Annotated in this window: 23 protein-coding genes; 8 read left to right on the top strand and 15 right to left on the bottom strand. The window is 58.4% G+C overall.

The window, feature by feature from the left end; all coding sequences use genetic code 11:
• Positions 1-84: 84 nt before the first annotated feature.
• The 7 genes from phoA to FQK12_RS15435 form a co-directional block, all read right to left on the bottom strand.
• Entirely contained in the window at positions 85-1,524 is a 1,440-nt protein-coding gene (phoA, locus tag FQK12_RS15465) for an alkaline phosphatase (RefSeq protein ID WP_369816084.1), read from the bottom strand.
• 79 nt (positions 1,525-1,603) lie between these two features.
• Positions 1,604-1,864 carry an anti-adapter protein IraP gene (gene iraP, locus FQK12_RS15460; RefSeq protein WP_014228140.1) on the bottom strand — a complete coding sequence of 87 codons (261 nt, stop codon included), beginning with the start codon at positions 1,862-1,864 and terminating at the stop codon, positions 1,604-1,606.
• A 227-nt stretch (positions 1,865-2,091) separates the two neighbouring features.
• On the bottom strand, positions 2,092-3,084 hold the full coding sequence (locus tag FQK12_RS15455; protein WP_014228139.1) for a substrate-binding domain-containing protein: 993 nt from the start codon (positions 3,082-3,084) through the stop codon (positions 2,092-2,094).
• A gap of 66 nt (positions 3,085-3,150) precedes the next feature.
• Complete coding sequence (locus FQK12_RS15450) at positions 3,151-4,437, bottom strand: MFS transporter (protein ID WP_004848153.1); 1,287 nt, start codon at positions 4,435-4,437, stop codon at positions 3,151-3,153.
• 94 nt (positions 4,438-4,531) lie between these two features.
• Positions 4,532-5,296, bottom strand: a complete 765-nt coding sequence (gene idnO, locus FQK12_RS15445) for a gluconate 5-dehydrogenase (RefSeq protein WP_014228137.1) — start codon at positions 5,294-5,296, stop codon at positions 4,532-4,534.
• Between the two features lie 177 nt (positions 5,297-5,473).
• Positions 5,474-6,673, bottom strand: a complete 1,200-nt coding sequence (locus FQK12_RS15440; RefSeq protein ID WP_014228136.1) for a multidrug efflux MFS transporter — start codon at positions 6,671-6,673, stop codon at positions 5,474-5,476.
• A gap of 169 nt (positions 6,674-6,842) precedes the next feature.
• On the bottom strand, positions 6,843-7,526 hold the full coding sequence (locus tag FQK12_RS15435; protein ID WP_014228135.1) for an extensin family protein: 684 nt from the start codon (positions 7,524-7,526) through the stop codon (positions 6,843-6,845).
• Positions 7,527-7,627: 101 nt separating this feature from the next.
• Between FQK12_RS15435 and ddlA the strand changes: the two genes are divergently transcribed.
• On the top strand, positions 7,628-8,725 hold the full coding sequence (ddlA, locus tag FQK12_RS15430; RefSeq protein ID WP_014228134.1) for a D-alanine--D-alanine ligase: 1,098 nt from the start codon (positions 7,628-7,630) through the stop codon (positions 8,723-8,725).
• Between the two features lie 151 nt (positions 8,726-8,876).
• Here ddlA and FQK12_RS15425 read toward each other — a convergent pair whose 3' ends face one another.
• Complete coding sequence (locus tag FQK12_RS15425) at positions 8,877-9,080, bottom strand: DUF2754 family protein (RefSeq protein ID WP_004132489.1); 204 nt, start codon at positions 9,078-9,080, stop codon at positions 8,877-8,879.
• 255 nt (positions 9,081-9,335) lie between these two features.
• Here FQK12_RS15425 and FQK12_RS15420 point away from each other — a divergent pair, with 255 nt between their 5' ends.
• The gene (locus FQK12_RS15420; protein ID WP_009653569.1) at positions 9,336-9,638 is read left to right on the top strand and encodes a DUF2755 family protein; all 303 of its coding nucleotides are present in this window, start codon (positions 9,336-9,338) and stop codon (positions 9,636-9,638) included.
• Here the strand turns inward: FQK12_RS15420 and FQK12_RS15415 are convergent.
• The 3 genes from FQK12_RS15415 to FQK12_RS15405 all read right to left on the bottom strand — a co-directional run bounded on the left by FQK12_RS15415 (position 9,635) and on the right by FQK12_RS15405 (position 12,610).
• Complete coding sequence (locus FQK12_RS15415) at positions 9,635-10,741, bottom strand: DUF1615 domain-containing protein (RefSeq protein ID WP_014228133.1); 1,107 nt, start codon at positions 10,739-10,741, stop codon at positions 9,635-9,637. The genes FQK12_RS15420 and FQK12_RS15415 overlap by 4 nt on opposite strands.
• 18 nt (positions 10,742-10,759) lie before the next feature.
• The gene (sbmA, locus tag FQK12_RS15410; protein ID WP_014228132.1) at positions 10,760-11,980 is read right to left on the bottom strand and encodes a peptide antibiotic transporter SbmA; all 1,221 of its coding nucleotides are present in this window, start codon (positions 11,978-11,980) and stop codon (positions 10,760-10,762) included.
• A gap of 117 nt (positions 11,981-12,097) precedes the next feature.
• Complete coding sequence (locus FQK12_RS15405) at positions 12,098-12,610, bottom strand: cysteine hydrolase family protein (protein ID WP_162097188.1); 513 nt, start codon at positions 12,608-12,610, stop codon at positions 12,098-12,100.
• Positions 12,611-12,830: 220 nt separating this feature from the next.
• On the opposite strand from FQK12_RS15405, the gene ampH reads away from it, so the two are divergent.
• The 4 genes from ampH (at position 12,831) to FQK12_RS15385 (ending at position 17,656) form a co-directional block, all read left to right on the top strand.
• Positions 12,831-13,991, top strand: coding sequence for a D-alanyl-D-alanine-carboxypeptidase/endopeptidase AmpH (gene ampH / locus FQK12_RS15400; protein ID WP_014228130.1), 1,161 nt, complete (start codon positions 12,831-12,833; stop codon positions 13,989-13,991).
• Between the two features lie 106 nt (positions 13,992-14,097).
• Entirely contained in the window at positions 14,098-15,072 is a 975-nt protein-coding gene (hemB, locus tag FQK12_RS15395) for a porphobilinogen synthase (RefSeq protein WP_014228129.1), read from the top strand.
• 195 nt (positions 15,073-15,267) lie between these two features.
• Positions 15,268-15,777, top strand: a complete 510-nt coding sequence (locus tag FQK12_RS15390; RefSeq protein WP_014228128.1) for an REP-associated tyrosine transposase — start codon at positions 15,268-15,270, stop codon at positions 15,775-15,777.
• Positions 15,778-15,937: 160 nt separating this feature from the next.
• The gene (locus FQK12_RS15385; RefSeq protein WP_014228127.1) at positions 15,938-17,656 is read left to right on the top strand and encodes a lysophospholipid acyltransferase family protein; all 1,719 of its coding nucleotides are present in this window, start codon (positions 15,938-15,940) and stop codon (positions 17,654-17,656) included.
• A 165-nt stretch (positions 17,657-17,821) separates the two neighbouring features.
• Here FQK12_RS15385 and tauD read toward each other — a convergent pair whose 3' ends face one another.
• Genes tauD through tauA form a run of 4 tightly spaced genes read right to left on the bottom strand, consistent with a single transcriptional unit; the run spans position 17,822 to position 21,235 of the window.
• Positions 17,822-18,673 carry a taurine dioxygenase gene (gene tauD / locus FQK12_RS15380; protein WP_014228126.1) on the bottom strand — a complete coding sequence of 284 codons (852 nt, stop codon included), beginning with the start codon at positions 18,671-18,673 and terminating at the stop codon, positions 17,822-17,824.
• Entirely contained in the window at positions 18,670-19,497 is an 828-nt protein-coding gene (gene tauC / locus FQK12_RS15375; protein WP_004848136.1) for a taurine ABC transporter permease TauC, read from the bottom strand. The genes tauD and tauC overlap by 4 nt, the downstream gene beginning before the upstream one ends.
• Entirely contained in the window at positions 19,494-20,261 is a 768-nt protein-coding gene (gene tauB / locus FQK12_RS15370) for a taurine ABC transporter ATP-binding subunit (protein WP_004848135.1), read from the bottom strand. Before tauB ends, tauC begins: the two co-directional genes overlap by 4 nt.
• 11 nt (positions 20,262-20,272) lie before the next feature.
• Positions 20,273-21,235: a taurine ABC transporter substrate-binding protein gene (tauA, locus tag FQK12_RS15365; protein WP_014228125.1), complete on the bottom strand. Its 963-nt coding sequence runs from the start codon at positions 21,233-21,235 to the stop codon at positions 20,273-20,275.
• A gap of 341 nt (positions 21,236-21,576) precedes the next feature.
• Here tauA and FQK12_RS15360 point away from each other — a divergent pair, with 341 nt between their 5' ends.
• Together FQK12_RS15360 and FQK12_RS15355 are read left to right on the top strand one after the other, a co-directional pair.
• On the top strand, positions 21,577-22,206 hold the full coding sequence (locus tag FQK12_RS15360; protein ID WP_014228124.1) for a response regulator transcription factor: 630 nt from the start codon (positions 21,577-21,579) through the stop codon (positions 22,204-22,206).
• Positions 22,206-23,747, top strand: a complete 1,542-nt coding sequence (locus tag FQK12_RS15355; RefSeq protein WP_014228123.1) for an MASE1 domain-containing protein — start codon at positions 22,206-22,208, stop codon at positions 23,745-23,747. Before FQK12_RS15360 ends, FQK12_RS15355 begins: the two co-directional genes overlap by 1 nt.
• Positions 23,748-23,756: the final 9 nt, after the last annotated feature.

Here is a 23,756-nt window from a genome sequence, read left to right as displayed (position 1 = left end):
ATCCTCTATGAGTGGATCTCTGTAAGTCTGGTCGCTGATGGAGAAAAAACCAGCCGGTAACGAAAATTCATCACCGGCGCCCGGTTATTTCAGATTAAGTGCGGCTTTCATGGTGTAGAACAGGTCCGTCTGGTCGGTTAAACCCACCACGTTGGCCGCGTGCGGGCCGTAGGCGGCAATACGCAGCTGGGTGCCGGTATGTTCCATCGACTCTTCTTCAGAGTTGCCGTAGCTCATCACCATCACCGAACCATCTTTGGTGTTCAGCGCCTGCGTCAGGCCCGGCGCTTTGGTATCTGCCGGGATAATCTGGCTGGCGTGAGCGTGGTCGGCGGTGACGATAACCAGGGTATTGCCCTCTTTTTTGGCAAATTCCAGCGCCTTCTGTACCGCTTCGTCCAGATCGACGGTCTCGCCAATCTGACCGCACGGATTCGCCGCGTGATCCTGTTTATCGATAGAAGCGCCTTCCACCTGCAGGAAGAACCCCTTCTCATTGCTGCTCAGCAGATCGATGGCTTTTTCGGTCATCTGCGCCAGCGTCGGCACCGATGCATCGCGTTTCGGGTTCGGCGTACAGGTCACCGCCGCCTTATCGATATTGCCGTGATAAGACGCCTTTGGGCCTTCCCAACGCACCGGCATATTGCCTTCCGCGAAGAGACCGAGCAGCGGTTTGTCCTGATTGGCCTGGCTAATGGCGGCCAGCGAGCTGGCGTCGGTGACGATCTGGTAGCCGCGGGCTACCGCCTGATCGTGCAGCGTTTTGCCCTGCCATTCACCGGCCGTCGCGCTTTCCGCGAAGGTTTTCGCACCGCCGCCCAGTGTTACGTCGGGACGGGCGTTCAGCAGCTGTTCGGTAATCGAACCTTTACCGCCCTTTTCCAGCGCGTTGCTGGCGCATTTTTCGCTGGTCACGCTCGGGCCGTAGCATTTACGCGACGTCACATGCGCCACCAGCGCAGCGGGAGTGGCGTCCTGCAGTTCCGCCGTGGAGACGTTACCGGTAGCTAAGCCCGCCGCTTTCGCCAGCTCAAGGATGGTCTGATGATCTTTTTCATGGATATCCACGCCCAGCGCGCCGTTATAGCTTTTCACGCCGGTGGTCCAGGCCGTTGCGGAAGCGGCGGAGTCGGTGACATAATCCGGCTTGCCGGTTTTCTTATCCAGAGAATAATGGGTGTACTGGCCGGTCAGCGGCAGCGCGTCAATGCCTTTAAAGAAGCCGCCCGCCCCTTCTGCATAATTTCGCGCGGCGGTGATTTCAGAATCGCCCATTCCGTCGCCAATCAGCAAAATAATATTTTTAGCCGGTTTATTGATTAACGAAGCGCGCAGCGCCTCGGTCTGGTCACCGCTTAAACGACGCGCGCCGCCCGGCGTGGTGATATCGCCCTGCGCGGCACGATTTTCCAGAACCGGTGCGGTTGTTGTTTCTGCGTGAATAATCGGGGAGCCCAGCAGAGGCAGCAGGGCAATAAACAGGGCGCTTAATTTCACTTTTATCGTCTCCGTGTAAAAAATACTTTAAAAAACAAAACGAGGGAGACTGTATAAAAGCGATGTGACAGTAAAATGACAGCATCCATACCCTGTCACAAAACTAGCTACGAGGATGCCGTAACAGCTTCTTTATATATTGCTGCAGTAGCTGGGTATCGCGGTCATCCACCAGCGGGCCGGGGCTGGCCTCATCGATGGCCTGCTCAATATCGATGATGAGCGCCTGCTGGGCGTCCTGCTCCATATGACGTAGCAGAGCGGTCACCACCACTTCCAGCGCCTCAACCTGGGCCGTCAGCTCCTTCGATTCTTCTTCCTTTTGGGCGAGTTTTACCAGTAGCTCAGCAATGAGATTCTTCACAGCACTTTATCCTTATGCGAGGTCCGTAGTCTGCTATTTATGTCATACATTAGCCGTCGGTTGCCACTATTATTTTTTAAAAAAGTTCGCCACGCCGGTGAATAACAAGCGAAACGTTTTGCTCTTTGCATGCCACCCGCCAGGAATTTACTCAATGCGGATTAATAAGCATCATAACCAACTTTAACAAATAAGAATAAAATGGAATATCGCTATTCTATCGATAACTATAACGTATCGCCATAATATATCTGGTAGGCCAGATTCACGCTGTCCGGCGCGTCTTTACCGGTCAGGCGCGCAATAAGTATTTCGCTCGCCGTTTTACCGATTTCATAACGTGGGGTAATGACGCTGGCTATTTTTTGCAGCCGCGCACGGCCAATTTCCAGCCCGTGAAAACCGGCGATGGCGATCTCCTGCGGAACGGCTTTCCCCTGCGCCTGGCACTCGAGCAGCACCCCCACCGCCAGATCGTCGTTGGTACAAAAAATGGCGTCAATATCCGGGCGCGTCTTCTGCATCTGCAGGAACATCTGCCGGCCAAGCGCAACCGAGGAGATGGTCCGCGGCGCCATGTGATACGCCTTCAGGCCGTGCTCCGCCAGCGCCAGCTCGGTGCCGCGGAAGCGGCTTAAATCGCGGGGATCGTCCATTGAACCAAAAAAGGCGATCGCCCGTTTGCCGCTCTCAAGAAAAGCATGAGTCATATCCCACGCCGCCTTTTCGTTATCGAACCCCACCTGGATATCCAGCTGCTGGCCGCCGTAGTCCATCAGTTCAGCGACGGGGATACCGCTGGCGCGCACGTACTGCACCATGCGATCGCTGTGCTGCTTCCCGGTCAAAATCAGCCCATCGATATTATAAGAGAGCAGATTGAGCACTTCGCGCTCTTCGCGCTGCGGGTCATATTCGTAGTTGGCAATCAGGGTCTGATACTGGTGCGCGGAGGTCACCGACTCAATGCCGGCCAGCACATCGGCAAAAATCTGGTTGCGGAAGGAGGGAATAAGCACGCCAATCGTTTTACTCCGGGCGTTAAGCAGGATTTCCGGGGCGCGGTTAGGGATATAGTTGTTCTCTTCCATGACCTTTGAGATCAGCTCACGGCTGCGCTCAGAAACCTGGCCGGGGTCACGTAAATAACGGCTGACCGTCATTTTATTCAGCCCCGCCAGGTTGGCGATATCCTGCAATGTCATCCGGTTGTTTTTCATCAGGTTCTCTACGACAAGCGACTTTTATGCTCACAGAGAACCTTACCACAGCAGCGGCGGTTTATGTTAGCCGGCAACCTTTTTTGCCGTCACCGGGGAAACGGGTTGCGGGTTAGCGCGCACGTTGTACATCAGCACGACGGAGGACAGCAGCGCGACAGCCATAAAGGTATAGGAAACTCCCGGCCCGCCGGTAATCCCGTTGAGGTACCCCACCAGCCACGCACCAAGGAAAGCGCCGAGCGCGCCAAAGCTGTTGATTAAGCCCATCGATACGCCGGAAACGTTGCGCGGCAGCAGTTCAGGAATAAGCGCGAAGAACGGCCCATACGGCGCATACATGCAGGCCGCGGCAATGACCAGTAGCGCATAGGAGAGCCAGAACGCCTGGTTGCCCACCAGCCAGGAGCCAAAGAAAGCGATAGCGGCAATCAGCAATAACGGCCAAATAAACAGTTTACGATTCTGGAACTTATCCGACAGCCAGGAGACCGTCAGCATCAGGATAATTGCCGCCAGGTACGGCACCGCCGCCAGCCAGCCCACCGCCACGATATCCATCTGCGCGGCATTTTTCAGAATCGACGGCATCCACATCATGAAGCCGTACACGCCGATGCTCCACAGCGCGTGCACGGCGCAGAGCATGATCACATTGCGCGAGCGCAGCGCTTCACCGTAGTTGCGCACCGGCTTGATATGACTCTGCTCGCTGTCCATCACCTTCTGCAGGGTCTCTTTTTCCTGCTCGTTCAGCCAGGAAACCTCGGACGGTTTATCGCGCACCAGTATCCACCAGCATACCGCCCACAGTACCGCCGGAATGCCTTCGATGATAAACATTTCGCGCCAGCCCCACGCCTGAATCAGGTAGCCGGAAACGATGGACATCCACAGCACCGTCACCGGGTTTCCGAGGATCAGGAACGTGTTGGCGCGCGAACGCTCGGTTTTCGTAAACCAGTTGCTGATATAAATCAGCATCGCCGGCATCACCGCCGCCTCAACCACGCCAAGGGTAAAGCGAATCGCCATCAGCATCGGAATATTGCTGACGAACCCGGTCGCCGCCGCGCAGAATCCCCATAAAATCAGGCTAAAGAAAATCATTTTTCGCACGCTGCGTTTTACCGCATATATCGCGCCGGGTACCTGGAAAAAGAAATAGCCGAGAAAAAATAGCGCGCCAATAAGCGATGCCGTTCCTTTGGTAATACCCAAATCGCTTTCAATTCCCGCAGCAGCGGCAAAACCATAATTCGCACGGTCAAGGTAGGCCAGACTATAGGTAATAAATATAATCGGCATTAAATACCACCAGCGACGCGCGGGTAATTTCGCGAGCATGTGCATAAGCACTCCTCAGATATCAATATCATCACACGGGTTTAATACTCTGTCCTTCAGGTAGTGCGGGCACGCTGCTGCCCGAAGGACGCGAAGTGATTCAGACAGCGGCAAGCATTCCGCCGTCCACAAACAGCAAATGACCGTTAACAAAGTTTGCCGCCGACGAGGCCAGATATACCGCGGCACCAATCAGTTCTTCCGGTTTTCCCCAGCGCGCCGCCGGGGTACGCTGGTACAGCCAGGCGGAAAACGCCTCATCGTTGACCAGGGCGGCCGTCATGTCGGTGGCAAAATATCCCGGCGCGATACCGTTAACCTGAATATTATATTCGGCCAGCTCAACGCACATGCCGCGGGTCAGCATTTTAACCGCCCCTTTCGAGGCCGCGTAAGGCGTAATGGTTTTACGCCCCAGCTCGCTCTGCATTGAGCAAATATTAATTATTTTCCCCGCGCGGCGGCCCATCATATATTTCGCCACCTGCTGAGAAACCAGGAAAACGCCCTTCTGATTGACCTCAATAACGTTATCCCACTCCTCCTCCGGAAATTCGGTAAAAGGGAAACGCCGCTGGATCCCGGCGTTATTAATTAAAATATCAATGGCGCCGATCTCCTCTTCGATGCGGGCTATCGCCTGCTCGACCTGCGCCGCCCGGGTGACATCAAAGGCGACCCCTACCGCATGAAAGCCCTGCGCCACCAGCGCCTGCGCCGCCTGGTCCGCGCGCGCCTGGGTGCGGTCGTTGATGATGATCTCCGCGCCGTACTCCGCCAGGCCGCCGGCCAGCAGATGGCCAATCCCCTGAGCGGAGCCGGTGATCAGCGCGCGCTTCCCTGACAAATCAAATAAATTTCGCATAAAACCTCTTTTTCAATAACTGTTACGCGTAACTGTATACGCGTAACAGTCAGGAATAGAAGAGGATGAGAGGGGAAAATAATCGTTTTGTGATCGGTGATACATTTAAAGCTTAAGGAACACCGAGGCCGCTACTGACGCTGTCGCATCCATCGCGGCCGAGGAGAAAGAGCGGAATTAAGCCGCAGGACGGCGGCTGCGGCGCAGCATGATGGCCAGCTGCCAGATATTGATCAGGACAATAACCGCCGTGGCGATAAACACCCAGCGGAAGCCGGCCATGGCCGAGACCGACGCGCCGATCAACGGCCCGGCCACGTTGCCAAGATACATAAACGACTGGTTATAGCCGAAAATACGCCCGGTGACGCTGTCGCTGCAGTATTTGAGCAGAAGGGTTTGCACCGCCGGCAGCATCGCCCCATCGGCAAAACCGAGCAGGAAACGCAGCACACCAAGCTGGAATGGGGTCGTAACGAACGACATGGCAAAGAACATCACCACCGCGCAGCACAGCGTCGCCAGCAGGATCCGCGAGGTGCCGATCCTGTCGCCCAATTTCCCCAGACGGGGAGCCGAAATCAGCGCCGACACGCCCGGCACGGCGGCGATCATGCCGGCGAGAAAGGCGATGTTATTGCTATCCGGCGCCATCGACTTGATAAACAGCGCCAGAATCGGGCCGATTGAGCCGTTGCAAAGTTGGATCACCAGAGTGGTGAAAAACAGGCTGATCACCAGTCCCGGATAGGGCAGCGAGGCAAATACCGCCTTGCCGCTCAGCCGCTCCGCCCTCGTGACCTGCGGTCGGGCGCCCTCTTTAATCAGAAACAGCGTCACCAGGAAGCTTACGGTCAGCAAAATCGCGGTGATGATAAATACGGCGCGCAAACCGACGTGGTCGGCCAGGAAACCGCCGAGCAGCGGCCCGCCAATCACGCCGCTGATCTGCGCCGTCGACAGCGTGCTCAGCGCCCAGCCGCTACGCTCGCGCGGAACCTGAGACGCCACCAGCGCCATGGCGTTGGGAATATAGCCGGAAGTCAGTCCCATCACCGCGCGCAGGATAAACAGCTGCCAGACGTTGGTGGCGAACGCCTGAAGTAAAATGGCGATGGCCATCCCCAGCGAGGCGCGCAGCAGCATCAGCTTGCGCCCTTTGCGGTCGGCGAGGCTCCCCCACATCGGCGAGACAATCGCCGACACCAGAAAAGTGACGCTAAACGTCAGGCCCGACCACATGGATAACGCTTCATGCGAGGTCACGCCCAGTTGGGAAACGTACAGCGGCAAAAAGGGAAGAATTTGGCTGATGGCCAGGCCGGTAAAAAAACAGCCAAACCAGACGGAGATAAGATTAACCTTCCAGGATTCCATAACTACGCGTATTCATTAATTTTTTGGCAATTATTAACTAGCTTAGCAATTTCCCCTGTCCGACGTACTACCAGAGATGCGCTGACGGCGAGTTTAGTGTTTTATGACACCAGATTGCCCTGTTGCGAATAATTTCGTGGTGAAAAGCGTGGTATACAGCGAGTTATGCTCAGAAACAGAACCCCTGGCCGCGCATACCGAGGTGAAAATGGTTCGCATGGGCCGCGTTATAGTCCGGCCCTAAAGCGTTGCCGTAATAGCTGCAACCGCCGGCCAGTAACGCCTGCAGCCAGGGGTGATACTGCGCATCGGGCCACCCTTTCAGCACGCTGATGCGTCGGCCATCGGCCAAACGAAAGCCGCTGATATCCAGCGCCTCCGCGGTAGCGTGCTCGCTGCGCCGCGCGTTCTGACGATGGTAAATATTACGGCAGGCATAGCTGCCAAAATGGTCGACCTGGCGGAGCTCTTGCCCCAGCATCCGCCGAGTCAGCGGTTTCGCCTGCTGTTGCAGATACAGCGCGCTGCTTAACGCCAGCGGGCAGCTGGCGAGGAAGCTGCTGCTGAGCTTTACCGCGCCAAAATCGCGTACCCGAACCACGTTTTGCAGGGGGCACTCTCCCCCGCTATCGGCCACCGCCCGGCTGGTGATGAGATTTCGCTGATTCGCTTCCTTCAGCAGGTTGGCGCACTGTCCGGGCGTCAATCGCCGCAGCTTATAGTGGGTGATGAACCCCGGCGGATCCTCCAGACGCAGCGGCGCCAGCGGGTTATAGTGCGCGGGAAGATAACGATAGCCGTAATATCCGGCCGCCAGCAGCGCCAACAGAACGATAAGCCCTTTTCCTTTCACGCGCTGCCTCCCAATGCTTTACCCGGTGAATATTATGGCAGCCAGGCGGCCGTTTCACATGCTATGTTATGCCCTTTGATGTAATCATGATGGAAGTTGAAATGGCTAAGATGAGGGTTGGGATCGTTTTCGGCGGTAAGTCGGCAGAACATGAAGTATCGCTACAGTCAGCGAAAAATATCGTGGAAGCCATCGACAAAACGCGCTTCGACGTCGTTTTGCTGGGGATTGATAAGCAGGGGCAGTGGCATATCAACGACGCCAGCAACTATCTGCTCAATCCGCAGGACCCCGCCCATATTGCCCTGCGCCCATCCGATATTACCCTGGCGCAAATTCCCGGACGCGAAGCGCAGCAGCTGATTAACGCTGATAGCGGCCAGCCGCTGGCGGCCATCGACGTCATTTTCCCGATTGTTCACGGCACCCTTGGGGAAGATGGTTCTCTGCAGGGTATGCTGCGGATGGCTAACCTGCCCTTCGTCGGCTCCGACGTCCTCGGCTCCGCCGCCTGCATGGACAAAGACGTGACCAAGCGTCTGCTGCGCGATGCCGGGCTGTCGATTGCGCCTTTTATTACCCTGACCCGCGCCAACCGTCATCAGGTGAGCTTTGCCGAGGTGCAGGCGAAGCTGGGCCTGCCGCTGTTCGTCAAACCGGCGAACCAGGGCTCCTCGGTGGGCGTCAGCAAGGTCAACAGCGAAGAGCAGTATCAGCAGGCCGTGGCCCTGGCCTTCGAATTTGACCATAAAGTGGTGGTTGAACAGGGGATTAAAGGGCGTGAGATCGAGTGCGCGGTATTGGGCAACGATAATCCTCAGGCCAGCACCTGCGGTGAAATCGTCCTCAACAGCGAATTCTACGCCTATGACACCAAGTACATTGACGATCAGGGCGCGAAGGTGGTGGTTCCGGCGGCCATCGACAGCGATGTAAACGATAAAATTCGCGATATCGCCGTTCGCGCCTATCAGACCCTCGGCTGCAGCGGGATGGCGCGGGTCGATGTGTTCCTGACCGCCGATAACGACGTGGTGATTAACGAAATCAATACGCTGCCGGGCTTCACCAACATCAGCATGTATCCGAAGCTATGGCAGGCCAGCGGTCTGGACTATACCAGCCTGATTAGCCGCCTGATTGAGCTGGCGCTTGAGCGTCACGCCGCCGATCGGGCGCTGAAAACATCGATGAATTAAGCCCGGTAACGGGTTCACCGCCGTCTGCCGGCGGTAGCCCGAGTAAGCGTTTACGCCGCGACCCGGGGAGTGCGCCGGGGTTGATGTATCAGCCCGGCATCTTCCCGGCTCGCGCTGCGCTTAGCCGGGCTACGGGTTCACCACCTCCGGTTCACGCTTCCTCTGCCGGGCGGCGGCGAATAATAAACCCGGCAATCCAGAAGCTAATGACCCACGTCACCAGCCCAACCGCGTAAGAACGCCAGCCTTCGGTTTCATACCCGAGCAGCCCGACCACGCCATTCATAATAAAAATTAACCCCAGCGCTACCGCGTAGTAGTGCCAATCGCGGCGGATTTTTTCCGTGAGTTTCATAACCACTCCGACAACAAAAAAAGCATCTTCGCATAGCCGCCACCGCGGGTCTGTAGCGGCGTTGAGAATTGTCGCACATTGCGATATCGGTCTAAATTTCACAAATTTGTAGCAAACTCACAACCCGATGAAATCAGGAATATTCCTGGGCGGAAATTACCAGCAATCTGATACTGAAATCCCCCCTTCGTTGCCAGAATTACCCTCTACGTCGCCGTGGAAAAAACGGCAAGAAAGTGAAGTACGGAGGTCAAGATGGCAGAGTTCACCTTTGCAAAGACCGTCAACGGCGGCAAAAAGAGGGGCTCTCTCACCGGCAGCAACATCGCTTACGCTCTGTTTGTGCTGTTTTGCTTCTGGGCCGGTGCGCAAATGCTGAGTATGCTGATCCACGCGCCCGGCGTTTTTGAGCATCTGATTCAAATGCAGGACAGCAGCCGCCCGCGGGTCGAGATTAGCCTGGTGGTCGGTACCCTGTTCGGCCTGATTCCCTTCCTGGCGGGCTGCGTGCTCATTGGTATTCCTGGGCTGATATTCCGCTGGCGCAGCCGCCGCTAACGGCGCGCCATACAGCTGGCCCGCCGGTCGTCAACGCGTTTGGCAAACCAGGCGGTCGTCAGGTTACGGGTGATTTTCGGGCTCTCAAGCTGAATGCCCGGCAGCACCTCCCGCGGGAGCGTTTTGCCGGCTTTCTTATCGGCAATGCGAAACACCTGCTTATAGAGATCGCTCTCTTCAAACGCCAGGGTATCGCCCTTCTTTAACTGACGATGGATATCATCATCGCTCATTGCCAGCTGTGAGGATAACCGGCGCACCGCCAGTTCGGTGGTTCCGGCCTCGTCGCTATCGTAACGAATCAAATCGCCATCCAGCGCCAGCTTCACGCCCGTCGCTTTTGCGACGGCGTTCTGGAAGGCGGCGTTGCGGCTGGCGTACCATCCGGCGTTGAAATCGGCAAAACGGTACAGCGGTACGCTGTAGTTCGCCGGATAGTTCAACAGATGATAGGTGCCGAACCACAGACCGCCGCGCAGGCTGAACACCTCCTGGCGTACGGTACCGTCGATTTTCCACGGGTAGCCGTCGGTATGCTGCTCGGCGAAGGCGATGCTGACCTGCATCGGGCCGCCGGTATGCACCGGGTTCAGCGAGCCGAACAGCTTCTGCCCCATCGGCACCATGCCGATAAAATCATCGAAAATCGCGCTCAGCTGCTTTTCGGTTTTCACGCTATCGAGGCGTTCGCTATAGCTTTTGCCGTTGGGCGATTTGATTTTCAGCGCGGTATGCACCAGAAAAACCGGGATATGCATTTTCTCCGCCCGGCGGTCAATCTCCTGCCAGGCGATTTTATTCAGCCCCGGCACCGCCGGGTCGGCCTGATAGTTGGACTCCTGCTGCGCCACCGCCAGCACCGAACAGACGTTCTCTTCCGTCGGCGCCAGCTTCTGGCTGGCAAAGGTTTTGGCGATGGCCTGCGCCCAGGCCTCGCGATCTTTCACGCTGGCGGGCATTTTCTGCCGCACCACCGCGGCAACATCAATCGCCTTTTCGCCCTTTTTCAGCTCCGGCTCCGGCTTGCTGGAGCAGGCGGTGAGGACAATCCCTGCCAGTAGCGTCAGGGTGAGAGAAGTGATTCTGGATTGCGCTCCCGGCATGGTTCATCCTTGCGTTGATCAACTTAATGTTTGCGTCACGGTCTGCAGCTCTTTGCCATCCAGCTCGCGCTCGAAGCTGCGCAGACGTTTGTAGATAGACATCAGCTCAACCAGTGTAGTCCATGAGCTAATCAGATACTGGAACGAACCGCGGACCTGGCCAAAGACGTTGGTGATCTGGGTCATCAGGCCCAGCGTAATCGTACCGGCAACAATCGACGGAAACAGCAGGAACAAACCGAAAACGTTATCCACCTGCAGATACAGAATACGGGCGATATTGAAATACATGTAGTGGAAATAGAGGCGGAAATAGTTGCGGCGCACGGCGCCAAACAGCTCACGCACCGTCGGCGGCGTCGCGCGGTTGGCGTCATCTTCGCCGTACACCAGCTCTTTACGATAGGCTGCCTCAACGCGCTGGTTTTTGAACTCCAGGCCGGGCAGCTTGATCCCCACCACCGCCAGCAGGCCGGTACCCATTAACGACCAGACAATGGCGGCAATCACCAGGCCGTAGGGCAGGTGGCCGACAATCGGTAAATCCGGGACGTGCGCGGAGAGCGTCACCAGCACCGGCAGGAAGGCGATAAGGGTCATCACCGCGTTAAGGAAGCTGACGCCCATGCTCTCCAGGGTGGAAGCAAAGCGCATGGTATCTTCCTGCACACGCTGCGCCGCGCCTTCGATATGGCGCAGATGCTGCCAGTGCGCCATATAGTGTTCGTTCATGGCGGTACGCCAGCGGAAAACGTAGTGGCTGACGAAGAAGTTGTTCATCACCCCGATGACCACCGCGATAAGCGCGATGCCGAGAAAGATGCCAATCTCCTGATAAAACTGGTTAATGCTGACCTTATGCGGCGTCGCCAGCGCGGCCTGAATAAGATCGTAGAACGGGGCGTACCAAGCGTTGATCGCCACCCCGACCTCGACCAGAAACCAGGTGACGAAAATAATCAGCGAGGTGCCGAGGATCGACCAGTACTGCCAGCGGTGGGGGCTGTAAATAAACCAAAAGAGGGCGAAAACGCCCACGCAGAATACGTAGAACGCGTAGAACACCAGGTAATTGAGCGACCAAAAGCGCGCCGCGCTAATCGCCACATCCTGAGATGCGCCGGTGACCCGCAGCAGCCAGTCGCCGCCGCCCGCCTGCCAAAAGATCACCGCCAGCAGCGACCACATAAAGGCAGAAATAAAAAACGGCCCCGGTTTGGGGAAAAAGGATTTAAACATCATGCTCTCCTGCTAACTTCTTTTTCGTTTTGCTGTGCTGTGTACCACAAAGACGCCCGCCGCAAAGCCGTCGCAGCGAAGCAAAGTGGGCGGATGATGAGACCGGATATCAGCAGCTTAGTTCGCCGACCATCCGTTCAGAATTGTTTCTGTCGATGTCACCTGTAAAGGATTGCCCGGAACGGTCAGCGTACGCCACACCTCGTTGTAGTGGGCGATCAGCGTGACGGCCTGCGCCGCCGGGCGGTTGGCTGTGGTATGGGCATCTTCAGCGACGGTAATCGCATAGCCCCGGCTGGCGCCGTTTTTGATGGTGGTATCTACGCAGTAGTCGGTGGCGCAGCCGCAAATCACAAACTGCGTGATGTGATGTTCGCGCAGCACCTCTTCCAGGCGGGTGCGGTAAAAGGCGTCGCAGGCGGTCTTGGTGACGAACAACGCGCCTGCCGGCTGGTGCAGTTCAGGCAGCAAAGCAAAACCTTCGCTCCCCTCTTCCAGACCGCCCTCTTCGCAGTGCTGAATGAAGATAACGGTATCCGCGACGTTTATCAGGCGGTTAATTTGCGCCGCGCAGCGCTCGCGCTCAATACGCGGCGTCGCGAAAACGCCGTTTTGCATATCCACTACCATCACTACCCGTTTCGCCGCCATCGTCTCTTGCCACCCATGTTTAGCCAAAACGAATATCATACGCGCCCGCAGGCGAAAGCCGCTATCCGAAAGCAAAAAAAGGATTTTTTACGCCAGGTTACGTTTTTCCGCACAGAATGGCGTTATTAGCGCTTTGCTCGGCGGCGCTTCGTAGTATAAATACGCTCTATATTTTTCTTCACCATGATGGATGCCCCCGTTGAAACGTAGTCTGCTCATTTTTGCTGCGCTGTGCGCGGCGTCGTTGACATCGGCCCAGGCCGCGCAGCCGAGCGTCGACCCGGAATTCGCTGCGGATGTTGTCGACCGTTACGCTAACCATATCTACTACGGCAGCGGCGCGATCGGCATGGCGCTGGTGGTTATCGATGGTAACCAGCGCGTATTCCGCAGCTTCGGCGAGACGCGCCCGGGCAATAATGAGCACCCGCAGCTCGATTCGGTGATTCGCATCGCCTCCCTGAGCAAGCTGATGACCAGCGAAATGCTGGTCAAACTTCTCGACCAGGGCGTGGTGAAGCTCAACGATCCGCTGAGCAAATACGCCCCGCCGGGCGCGCGCGTGCCGACATATCAGGGAGCGCCCATTACGCTGGTGAATCTGGCGACCCATACCAGCGCCCTGCCGCGCGAGCAGCCCGGCGGCGCGGCGCATCGTCCGGTGTTCGTCTGGCCGACGCGCCAGCAGCGCTGGAACTGGCTCTCCACGGCAACGTTAAAAGCCGCTCCGGGTTCGCAGGCCTCCTATTCCAATCTGGCGTTCGATTTACTGGCCGATGCGCTCTCTACCGCCGCGGGCAAGCCCTGGCCGCAGCTGTTTGAAGAGCAGATTACCCGTCCGCTGGGGATGAAAGACACCACCTTTACGCCTTCGCCCGATCAGTGCCGGCGCCTGATGATCCCGGAGAAAGGGGCCAGCCCGTGCAACAATACGCTGGCGGCCATCGGCAGCGGCGGCGTTTACTCCACGCCTGGCGATATGATGCGCTGGATGCAGCAGTTCCTCTCTTCCGATTTCTTCACCCGCGGGCAGCAGGCGGACCGGATGCAGACGCTCATTTATCAACGCAGCCAGCTGACGAGGGTGATCGGGATGGACGTGCCGGGCAAAGCCGATGCGCTGGGTCTCGGCTGGGTCTACATGAAGCCGAAAAACGGCCAGCCGGGCATTATTCAGAAGACCGGCGGCGGCGGCGGTTTTATCACCTACATGGCGATGAACCCGCAGGCTAACGTCGGCGCCTTTGTGGTGGTCACCCGCTCTTCATTGACGCGTTTCAACAACATGAGCGATGGCGTCAACGAGCTGGTCAGCGAATTAAGCGGCGACCGCCCCGGGATTGAGACCGCCAGCCAGTAACCTGTTGGGATGTTTTGCCGACGATAGATAAGGATCGTTTTGGCGAAACATCCCGCCGCCAATTGAGGTAAACTCGCTTTTTTCATTTCACAAAATCAGGCAAACCATGACAGATTTAATCACTCGCCCGCGCCGACTGCGCAAGTCCGCTTCGCTACGTGCCATGTTTGAAGAGACAACACTGAGTTTGAACGACCTGGTGTTGCCGATCTTTGTTGAAGAAGAAATCGACGATTACAAAGCCATCGAAGCGATGCCCGGCGTGATGCGTATTCCGGAAAGACACCTGGCGCGCGAAATCGAGCGCATTGCCAACGCCGGTATCCGTTCGGTGATGACCTTCGGCATTTCCCATCATACCGATGCCGTTGGCAGCGATACCTGGAACGAAAACGGCCTGGTAGCGCGCATGTCCCGCATCTGTAAAGAGGCGGTGCCGGAGATGATCGTAATGTCCGACACCTGTTTCTGCGAATACACCTCCCACGGCCACTGCGGCGTGCTGTGCGACCACGGTGTCGATAACGATTTAACCCTTAGCAACCTCGGTAAGCAGGCGGTGGTCGCCGCTGCCGCAGGCGCGGATTTTATCGCCCCGTCCGCCGCGATGGACGGCCAGGTGCAGGCCATTCGCCAGGCGCTGGACGCCGCCGGATTTACCGATACGGCGATTATGTCCTACTCCACCAAGTTCGCTTCATCGTTCTATGGTCCGTTCCGCGAAGCCGCGGGTACCGCGCTGAAAGGCGATCGTAAAACCTATCAGATGAGCCCGATGAACCGCCGCGAAGCGATTCGCGAATCGCTGCTGGACGAAGCCCAGGGCGCCGACTGCCTGATGGTCAAACCGGCCGGTCCCTATCTCGATATCCTGCGCGATCTGCGCGAGCGCACCAACCTGCCGCTCGGCGCGTACCAGGTGAGCGGTGAATACGCGATGATTAAGTTCGCCGCCCAGGCCGGCGCTATCGATGAAGAGAAAGTGGTGCTGGAAAGCCTCGGCGCAATCAAGCGCGCCGGCGCGGATCTGATCTTCAGCTACTTCGCCCTCGATCTCGCCGAAAAGAAAATCCTGCGTTAATTCGGCTATTACCGTTCCCCGGTCGCGCTACGCTTACCGGGGCTACAAACCTGCTCCGGTAGCCCGGGTAAGGCATCAGCCGCAACCCGGGGAATTCCTCTGCTGCAAAAAGTTGCGAGACTCTTTCCACCATTATCTTTGGATTCTTGCCAGACTGTTACCCCGACTCTACCCTGCCGCTTAAGACACTATCTTTTGCAAAGGAGCGCTGCATGGTGGGCCTACCGTCGTTATTACCTGAAGGGTGGAACCTGGTTTTTTACAGTTAATTTGCGAAACCGAAAAAGCAGACTTCTGACCGAGCACATCGGTACTTTACGTCACGCCATCCTCACCATCAAACGGCGAAAACCCTTTTACATTGATGCATGGGTTATCCTTCCTGAACATCTTCATTGCATCTGGACATTACCCGGAGACGATAGCGATTTCTCCGCCAGATGGCGGGACATAAAAGGTTGCTTTAGCAAAGCATTAAAACAAGAAAATGTCTGGCAACCGCGTTTCTGGGAACATGTAATCCGCGATGAAGATGACTACCGCCGGCATATCGATTACACCTACATTAATCCTGTAAAACACGGTTGGGTACGACAGGTTTGTGATTGGCCTTTTTCAGCCTTTCACCGGGATGTACGGCGCGGGTTATATCCCGATAATTGGGGTGGCGAAATTCACGATTTTTTGTGCGGCGAACGCCAGTAAACCCCCGGTCGCGCTACGCTTACCGGGGCTACGATCTGCTCCGGTAGCCCGGGTAAGGCGCCAGCCGCAACCCGGGGAAATATCCCAAATCTTCACTCAACTGTAATCTGAGCGACATCTGCGCCTTCTACTGTCTGGGCAGGACGGAGGAGGTGCCGCTATGTTTAGTCTCGACAATGTCATCGATGACCTGTGGCCTCAGGCAAAGCCAGCGCTCTGGCAGAAAAAGGTGCTGAAAAAGCTCCTGCATGAGGAAGAGTTTCAGCAGTTTGCCGCGCGTCATCATCACCTGAAAGGACTGGATACGGTCGAACAGGTGCTCGAACATCTTAATATCCGCTGCGCTATCCCGGCGCACGATCTCGAACAAATCCCCGAACATGGCCCGCTGGTCATTATCGCCAACCACCCCACCGGTACGCTTGACGGCCTGGCCCTGCTCTACGCGGTGTCCCGCGTGCGCCGCGACGTCAAAGTGGTCACCAACCGCATGCTGACCCACCTTGAACCGCTGAGCTCGCTGTTTATTCCGGTCGATAATATCAACGGCCGAACCGCCAAAGCGGCGCTGCAGCAGATGGACCAGCAGCTGCAAAACGGCGGCGTGCTGATTTTCTTCCCGGCGGGTGAAGTTTCACGCCTCACCCGGCGCGGTATTCGCGATAAAAAATGGCACTCCGGATTTATTAAGCTGGCGGCGAAATACCGCGCCCCGCTGCTGCCGGCGTGGATCCGCGCGCGCAACAGCGCGCTGTTTTACGCCAGCACGCTGATTTCCGATAGCCTGCCGCTGCTGCTGCTGATGCAGCAAATGTTTCGCCGCCGCAACGGCAGCCTGCCGGTTAATTTCGGCCAACAGATTGCCTGGTCAAGCTGGTTCGATCCTCAGCGCTCTGTTCGCGAGCTGACCGAACGCTGCTATCGCCACCTGGAGCTGCTGGCAAAAGGGCAGCCCGGCGTATTTAAAAGCGAAAGCGCTATCGCCCGACCCGAAGACCGCGCCCTGCTCAAGCGCGAACTGGGCCGGGCGGAAACGCTGGGGCGCACGGCGGATGGCAAAGTGATTTATCTCTGGCAGCGCCGCGGCCAGGAAGATGCGCCGGTGCTGCGCGAACTGGGCCGCCTGCGGGAAATCGCCTTCCGCGCGGTGGGCGAAGGCAGCGGCAAACGTCGCGACGTTGACGGTTACGACGACGACTATCTGCATCTGATTCTGTGGGATGAAGAAGACCTGGAAATCGTCGGCGCTTACCGCTTTATGCCGACCGCGATGCAGCTGGAAAAGCGCGGCCTGAACGGCGTCTACAGCTACAGCCTGTTCCATTACGACGCGCGCATGGACGATATTCTGCAGCACGGAATTGAGCTGGGGCGCAGCTTTATCCAGCCGCGCTACTGGGGCCGCCGCGGACTGGACTACCTGTGGTCCGGCATCGGCGCGTATCTGGCGCGCTATCCGCACTATCGCTATCTGTTCGGCCCGGTGTCGATTTCCGGCGGGCTGCCGCCGTCGGCGCGCGATCTGCTGGTCGCGTTCTATCGACTGTGGTTCCCGGCGACGCATCCGCTGGCGGAGTCGCGCCGCCCTTATCCGGCCTCGCTGCCCGATGTGCTGGCGCAGTTTGGCGGAGAAGATTACAACGACGATCTGGCGCGGCTGAAGTCCCTGCTCGGCAACCTCGGCTGCGCGATCCCGCCGCTGTATAAGCAGTACTCGGAAGTTTGCGAGCCGGGCGGCGTGCAGTTTATCGATTTCGGCAGCGACCCGGATTTCAACAACTGCGTGGATGGTCTGGTGCTGGTGGACTTGACCTACCTGAAGGCGAACCGCTATCAGCGCTATATTGGGGTACATCTGGACGCGCAAAAATCGGCATAAAAGCCTTTTCCCGGCTTGCGGCGCATTGCGCCTTAGCCGGGCTACGGGTTTACCGCTTTCTGCGGACCGGTAGCCCGTACAAGGCGCGTTAAGCGCCGCCTCCGGGAAGCAGCGTGCAATACCGCTTCCCGATGTTCTCCACGGCGCGCGGCCGGGCTACAAGCATTACCCCGCCCGATAATAGGGTTTATCCCCGAGAATCGTCGCCCGGTGCATAATGCGCCGCTGCGGCAGGTAATCGGCGTTGGCGTAGTGCTGGGTGACGCGGTTATCCCAAATGGCCACGTCGTTCGGCTGCCAGCGCCAGCGCACCTGGAAGTCCGGTTTAGTAACGTGAGCAAACAGGAAGCCGAGCAGCGCCTCGCTCTCTTTCTCCGTGACGTCAACGATGCGGGTGGTAAAGCCCTCATTGACAAACAGCGCCTGCTTCCCGGTCACCGGATGGGTGCGCACCACCGGATGCAGCAGCGGCGGATTTTTCGCGACCGCCTCCAGCCAGCGCTGATGCTCCTCTTCGCTTTTGCGGTATTTGTACTCCTGAAACGATTTGCGAAAATCATGCTCCGCGCGCAGGCCGCTTAACAGCTGGCGCAAAGGCGCGGAGAGCGCCTCATAGGCCGCAATGCCGCTGGTCCACAGGGTGTCGCCGCCGGTTGACGGCAGCTCTTTTGCCGCGAGGATCGCCCCGGCGGGCGGCGTCTCTATAAAGGTGACATCGGTGTGCCAGTTGTCGTTATCCGGCGGGTTATCGTCGTGGGTATCGAGCACGATAATCTCATCCACGCCGGGCGCGTGCGGATAGACCGGATGAACATGCAGGTCGCCAAAGCGCAGGGCGAGATCCCGCTGCTGCTCGGGAGTGATGTTTTGCTCGCGCAGGAACACCACCTGGTGACGCAGCACCGCGTGATACAGCTGCTCAAACTGGTTGTCGCTCAGCGGGCGGGTGATGTCGACCCCGGATACCTGCGCGCCAATATACGGCCCCAGCGGGGTAATGCTTAAACGTTCGCTCATTGTACTTCTCCATGCCAGGGCGTCAGGCGACGCTGCAGCGCGCGCAGCCCCAGTTCCAGTAAAAAGGCGATGATGGCAATCACCGCGATCCCGGCCAGCACCACGTCGGTGGCGAGGAACTCACCGGCGGACTGCACCATAAAACCTAACCCGCGGGTGGCGGCAATCAGCTCCGCGGCCACCAGCGTCGACCAGCCCACGCCGAGCCCAATGCGCAGGCCGGTGAGGATCTCCGGCAGCGCGCCGGGCAGGATCACCAGCCACAGCACCTGCGCCCGGCTGGCCCCTAAAGATTGCGCGGCGCGAATGCGCACCTGCTGGGCGCTCTTAACCCCCGCCAGCGCCGACATCGCCACCGGTGCGAATATCGCCAGGTAGATCAGCAGGATCTTCGAGGTCTCGCCGATGCCGAACCAGATCACCATCAGCGGTAAATAGGCCAGCGGGGGCACCGGGCGATAAAGCTCGATCAGCGGGTCGAGGATCCCGCGTACCGTGGGGCTCAGCCCCATGGCGATCCCCACCGGCACGCCGAGCAGTACCGCCGCCAGCAGCGCGATAACGATACGCGTCAGGCTCGCCGCCAGGTGCTGCCAGAGGGTGGCGTCCATAAAACCCTGCGGACCGGCAATAGCGATAAGTTTCTGCAATACCTGTCCCGGCGGCGGCAGAAACAGCGGACTAATCAGCTGCAGGGCGGCAACGGCCCACCAGATAGCCAGCAGTACCGCCAGGGTCGCCACGCTCAGGCTGAGCTGACGCGAGAGCGGCCAGCGCCACTTCAGCCCCCGCTGACGCGGTTTGTCATTGATGACCACGCTCATGAGAAAGCCTCCCGTTGTTCAAATACCCGGCTGAGGACGTATTCGCGCTGTTCGATAAACCGCGGGTCCGATTTAATGCTGCGGCAGGATTCACCGGCGACGAAGCGGCGGCCAAAATCGAGCGGCAGCCGTTCGAGCACGCGGCCCGGCCCCGGCGAGAGTAGTACCAGTTCGGTGGCCATAAACACCGCCTCTTCGATATCGTGGGTAATCAGCAGCACCTTCTTACCGGTCTCGTGCCACAGGCTGAGCAACAGGGTTTGCATCTGCTCGCGGGTAAAGGCATCCAGCGCGCCAAACGGTTCATCAAGCAGCAGCAGCTGCGGGTTGGCCGCCAGCGCGCGGGCAATGCCTACCCGCTGACGCTGGCCGCCGGAGAGCTGCCAGATAAAGCGCTTTTCCGCCCCTTCGAGGCCCACTTTTTTTAGCATCTGCGCGGCGGTTGCCCGGCGCTGCGTTTTGTCGACCCCGGCCAGCTGCAGCCCGAGCGCGACGTTATCCTGCACGTTGCGCCACGGCAGCAGCCCTTCGTGCTGAAACACCACGCCGCGATCGGCGCCCGGCCCTTCAACCCGCTGGCCTTCAAGGGTGATGCTGCCGTGCTGATAAGGCACGAATCCGGCAATCAGGTTCAGCAGCGTGGTTTTACCGCAGCCGGAGGGCCCCAGGACCACCAGCAGTTCGCCGCTGTCCAGCGTCAGGTTGATATCCGCCAGCGCCGGTTTACCGCCGTAATCGGCGGAAAGATGCGAGATTTGCAGCATCATGACCTCCTTTACTTCACAAAACGGTCGGTGACGTACTGGCTGTAGTCGCTACCGGCGGCGGGCACTTTGCCCTGCTCTTTAAGGAATTTAGCGGTGTCGATGATGGCTTTATTCACCGGCCCGTTCAGCTCCTGCGCCTGCTGGGCGGCGGTCAGGTAGGTATTGCCTTTCACCAGCCCCGGGACGTCGGCTTCCGGTACGCCGCTTAAGCGCGCCAGCTTGCTGATGTTCTCCGGCTGCTTCAGCCACTCATCCGGGTTGGCGATATAGGGCTGCTGCGCGTCAATGGCGCTTTTGGCGAAGGCTTTGACGATGTCAGGATGCTTTTCGGCAAAGTCTTTGCGTACCACCCACACGTCCAGCGTCGGCGCGCCCCACTCGCCCACCTGCGACGAGTCGGTGAGAACCGTGCCGTCTTTTTCCAGCGCGTTAACCGCCGGCGCCCAGACGTAGGCGCCGTCAATGTCGCCACGCTGCCAGGCGGCAATAATCGCCGGCGGCTGCAGGTTGAGGATCTGCACCTGCCCCGGTTTAATCCCCCAGTGCTTCAGCGCCGACAGCAGGCTGTAGTGGGTGGTGGAGATAAATGGCACGGCGATGCGTTTGCCGATCAGGTCCTGCGGTTTGGTGATGCTCTTCTTCACTACCAGCGCTTCGGAGTTACCGAGCTTTGAGGCCAGCAGAAAGACTTCAATCGGCACCTGCTGGGTGGCGGCGACCGCCAGCGGGCTGGAGCCGAGGTTGCCGATCTGCACGTCGCCGGAAGCCAGCGCCCGCACGATGCTCGCGCCGCTGTCAAACTTGCGCCAGTCGACGGTCGCCCCGCTCGCTTTGGCGAAGGTGTTGTCCGCCTGGGCGACTTTCGCCGGCTCGGCGGAGGTCTGATACGCCACGGTAACGTTGACCGCCTGGGCCTGGAACGCCGCCAGCGCCAGCGCGGCAATGAGTGTGATACCCGATGAAAAAACCATGTTGTCTGCTCCCCTGTCTTGTTATGGGGGCAGTATTTCGTTGCGCCTGAATTTGATAAAGGAATTAAAACATCTTGCTAAGAACAAAGCGTTTTTAGAAAAAAAGCGGCAATGCTTATACACAAAATCATTCATGCTGCATCGAGGCGGCAAGGTTGTTCGTCCCCGGGAGCTGACATAAGTCAGTGACCGGGGCGGGCAAACGAAGCCAACAAAGAGGCAGCTTGAAGGATGAAGTGTATTGCGATTTTGTTACATTCGTTGCATAACTGCGCCTGATTGATTGCCAGCGCAGCGGCGGCAGGCATCATAGAACCATGATGCGCTGAGAGAGAAGAAACATGATTCGAGTGGTGCTGGTCGATGACCATGTGGTGGTGCGTTCAGGCTTTGCGCAGTTACTCAGCCTCGAAGAAGATCTCGAGGTGGTTGGCCAGTTCAGCCGCGCGGCGGAAGCCTGGCCGGCGCTGCTGCGCGACGACGTCGACGTGGCGGTCATGGATATCGCCATGCCGGATGAGAACGGCCTGAGCCTGCTAAAGCGCCTGCGCGCGCAAAAGCCGCAGTTCCGCGCCATTATTCTCAGTATTTACGACACCCCCACCTTCGTGCAGAGCGCGCTTGATGCCGGCGCCAGCGGCTATCTGACCAAACGCTGCGGCCCGGAAGAGTTGGTCCAGGCGGTGCGTTCCGTCGGTATGGGCGGACACTACCTGTGCGCCGATGCGCTGCGGGCGCTGCGCGGCGGAGAACAACCGGCGCAGGTGCTGGAAGTGCTCACCCCGCGTGAACGCGAAGTCTTTGATTTGCTGGTTAAAGGCGACAGCGTCAAGGAGATCGCCTTTAAGCTCGAACTCAGCCACAAAACGGTTCACGTCCATCGCGCCAACGTGCTGGGCAAACTACAGTGTCACAGCACCATTGATCTGGTCCATTTCGCCCTCGACCACCAGCTGCTGGCGGGTCATTAATGTCGCGCAGCCTTCGCCACAGCGTCATCTCGCTGTTCATCGTGCTGGCCTGGGGAAGCGGCTGGCTGATGCTGTGGACGCTCGGGTTTTACCTGACCCATAACGGCCAGCAGGCGGCGCTGTTCCTGCCGCACGGCGTCTATCTGGCGCTGCTGATCCTGCTTTCGCGCCGCTACTGGCCCGCGCTGGTGCTGCCTCCGGTGCTGATGCTGCTCTGGCTGCACGGCGAACAGCTGCTGAACGGCTATATTCTGCTGGCCGCGCCGTTGATCGGCCTGCTTCCCGCCGGCATCGCCCAACAGTTCTGGCACCGCTTTCCCCTTTACTGGCAGCGGCTGACGCTGCTGCTGGCTACGGTCACCGCCAGCGCGCTGCTCAACACCGCGCTGCTCTCGCCGTTTGTGAAAAGCCCGGCGATGATGCTCGGCCTGGCCTCGTTTACCGGCGGGGTGCTGCTGACGCCGTTTGTCTATCTGATTTTTGAATTCCTGCGCCAGCAGCACCGCTACCATCTGCTGGGGCTGGATACCAATAATCCACCGCTGCGCACCTCGCTGATCATCTGGTGCAGCCTGTTCTTTATCATCGGCATCGGCACCCAGATGGTACTGTCGCCGGAAATCGAGCGCCTGCTGTTAATTGTGGTGTTTCTGCCCAACGTGGTGATGGCGTGGAAGTTCGGCTGGCAGGGCGGCGTCCTTTCCGGCCTGCTGGGCAGCATGATGATCACCATCGCCCGCCAGGTTGGCGTTGGATTCAGCAATCTGGTGGAGCTGGAGATTTTTCTGGCGACCCAGGCGCTGCTCGGCATCGGGCTGGGCATTGCCATCAGCCGCCAGCAGCACCTGGCGCAAAACCTGCACCACTACCGCCAGCGGCTGGAGGCGGAGCTGGCGGCCCGGCGGGCGCTGGCCGAAAAGCTGATCCATACCGAAGAGGATACGCGCAAAAGCCTGGCGCGCGAGCTGCACGACGAAATCGGCCAGAATATTACCGCCATTCAGATCCAGTCGCAGCTGGTGAAGCGGGCGCGCGATCCGGCGCAAACCCAGGCCGCCGCCAGCCAGATTAACGATCTCGCCCGGCGTATTCACCACTCCACCCGCCAGCTGCTGCGCCAGCTACGCCCGCCGGCCCTCGATGAGCTGTCGTTTAAAGAGGCGCTGCACCATTTGCTCAATGAGTTTGCCTTTGCCGAGCGCGGTATCCGCTGCCGCTTTGACTACCGGCTCACCGCCACGCCGGAGAGCGAAACGGTACGTTTTACCCTCTATCGGCTGCTGCAGGAGCTGCTTAACAACGTCTGTAAACACGCCGACGCCAGCGAGGTTGCCATTGCCCTGTATCAGCAGGGGACGCTGCTGCGCCTGGAGGTGAAGGACAACGGTATCGGCATCAGCCCCGACAAAATGGCCGGCTTCGGCATTCAGGGCATGCGTGAGCGGGTCAGCGCCCTGGGCGGAGAGCTGACTCTGGAGTCGCAGCGCGGCACACGCGTAATTGTTAACTTGCCCACAAATTTGCAACAAACAGCCAGCTAACCAGGAAAA

Origin of the sequence: Klebsiella sp. ME-303 (assembly GCF_007910085.1) — a bacterium.
Lineage (GTDB): Bacteria > Pseudomonadota > Gammaproteobacteria > Enterobacterales > Enterobacteriaceae > Klebsiella > Klebsiella michiganensis.
The sequence above is the reverse complement of the archived record's forward strand: the minus strand, read 5'-3'. Positions and strand labels throughout refer to the sequence as shown.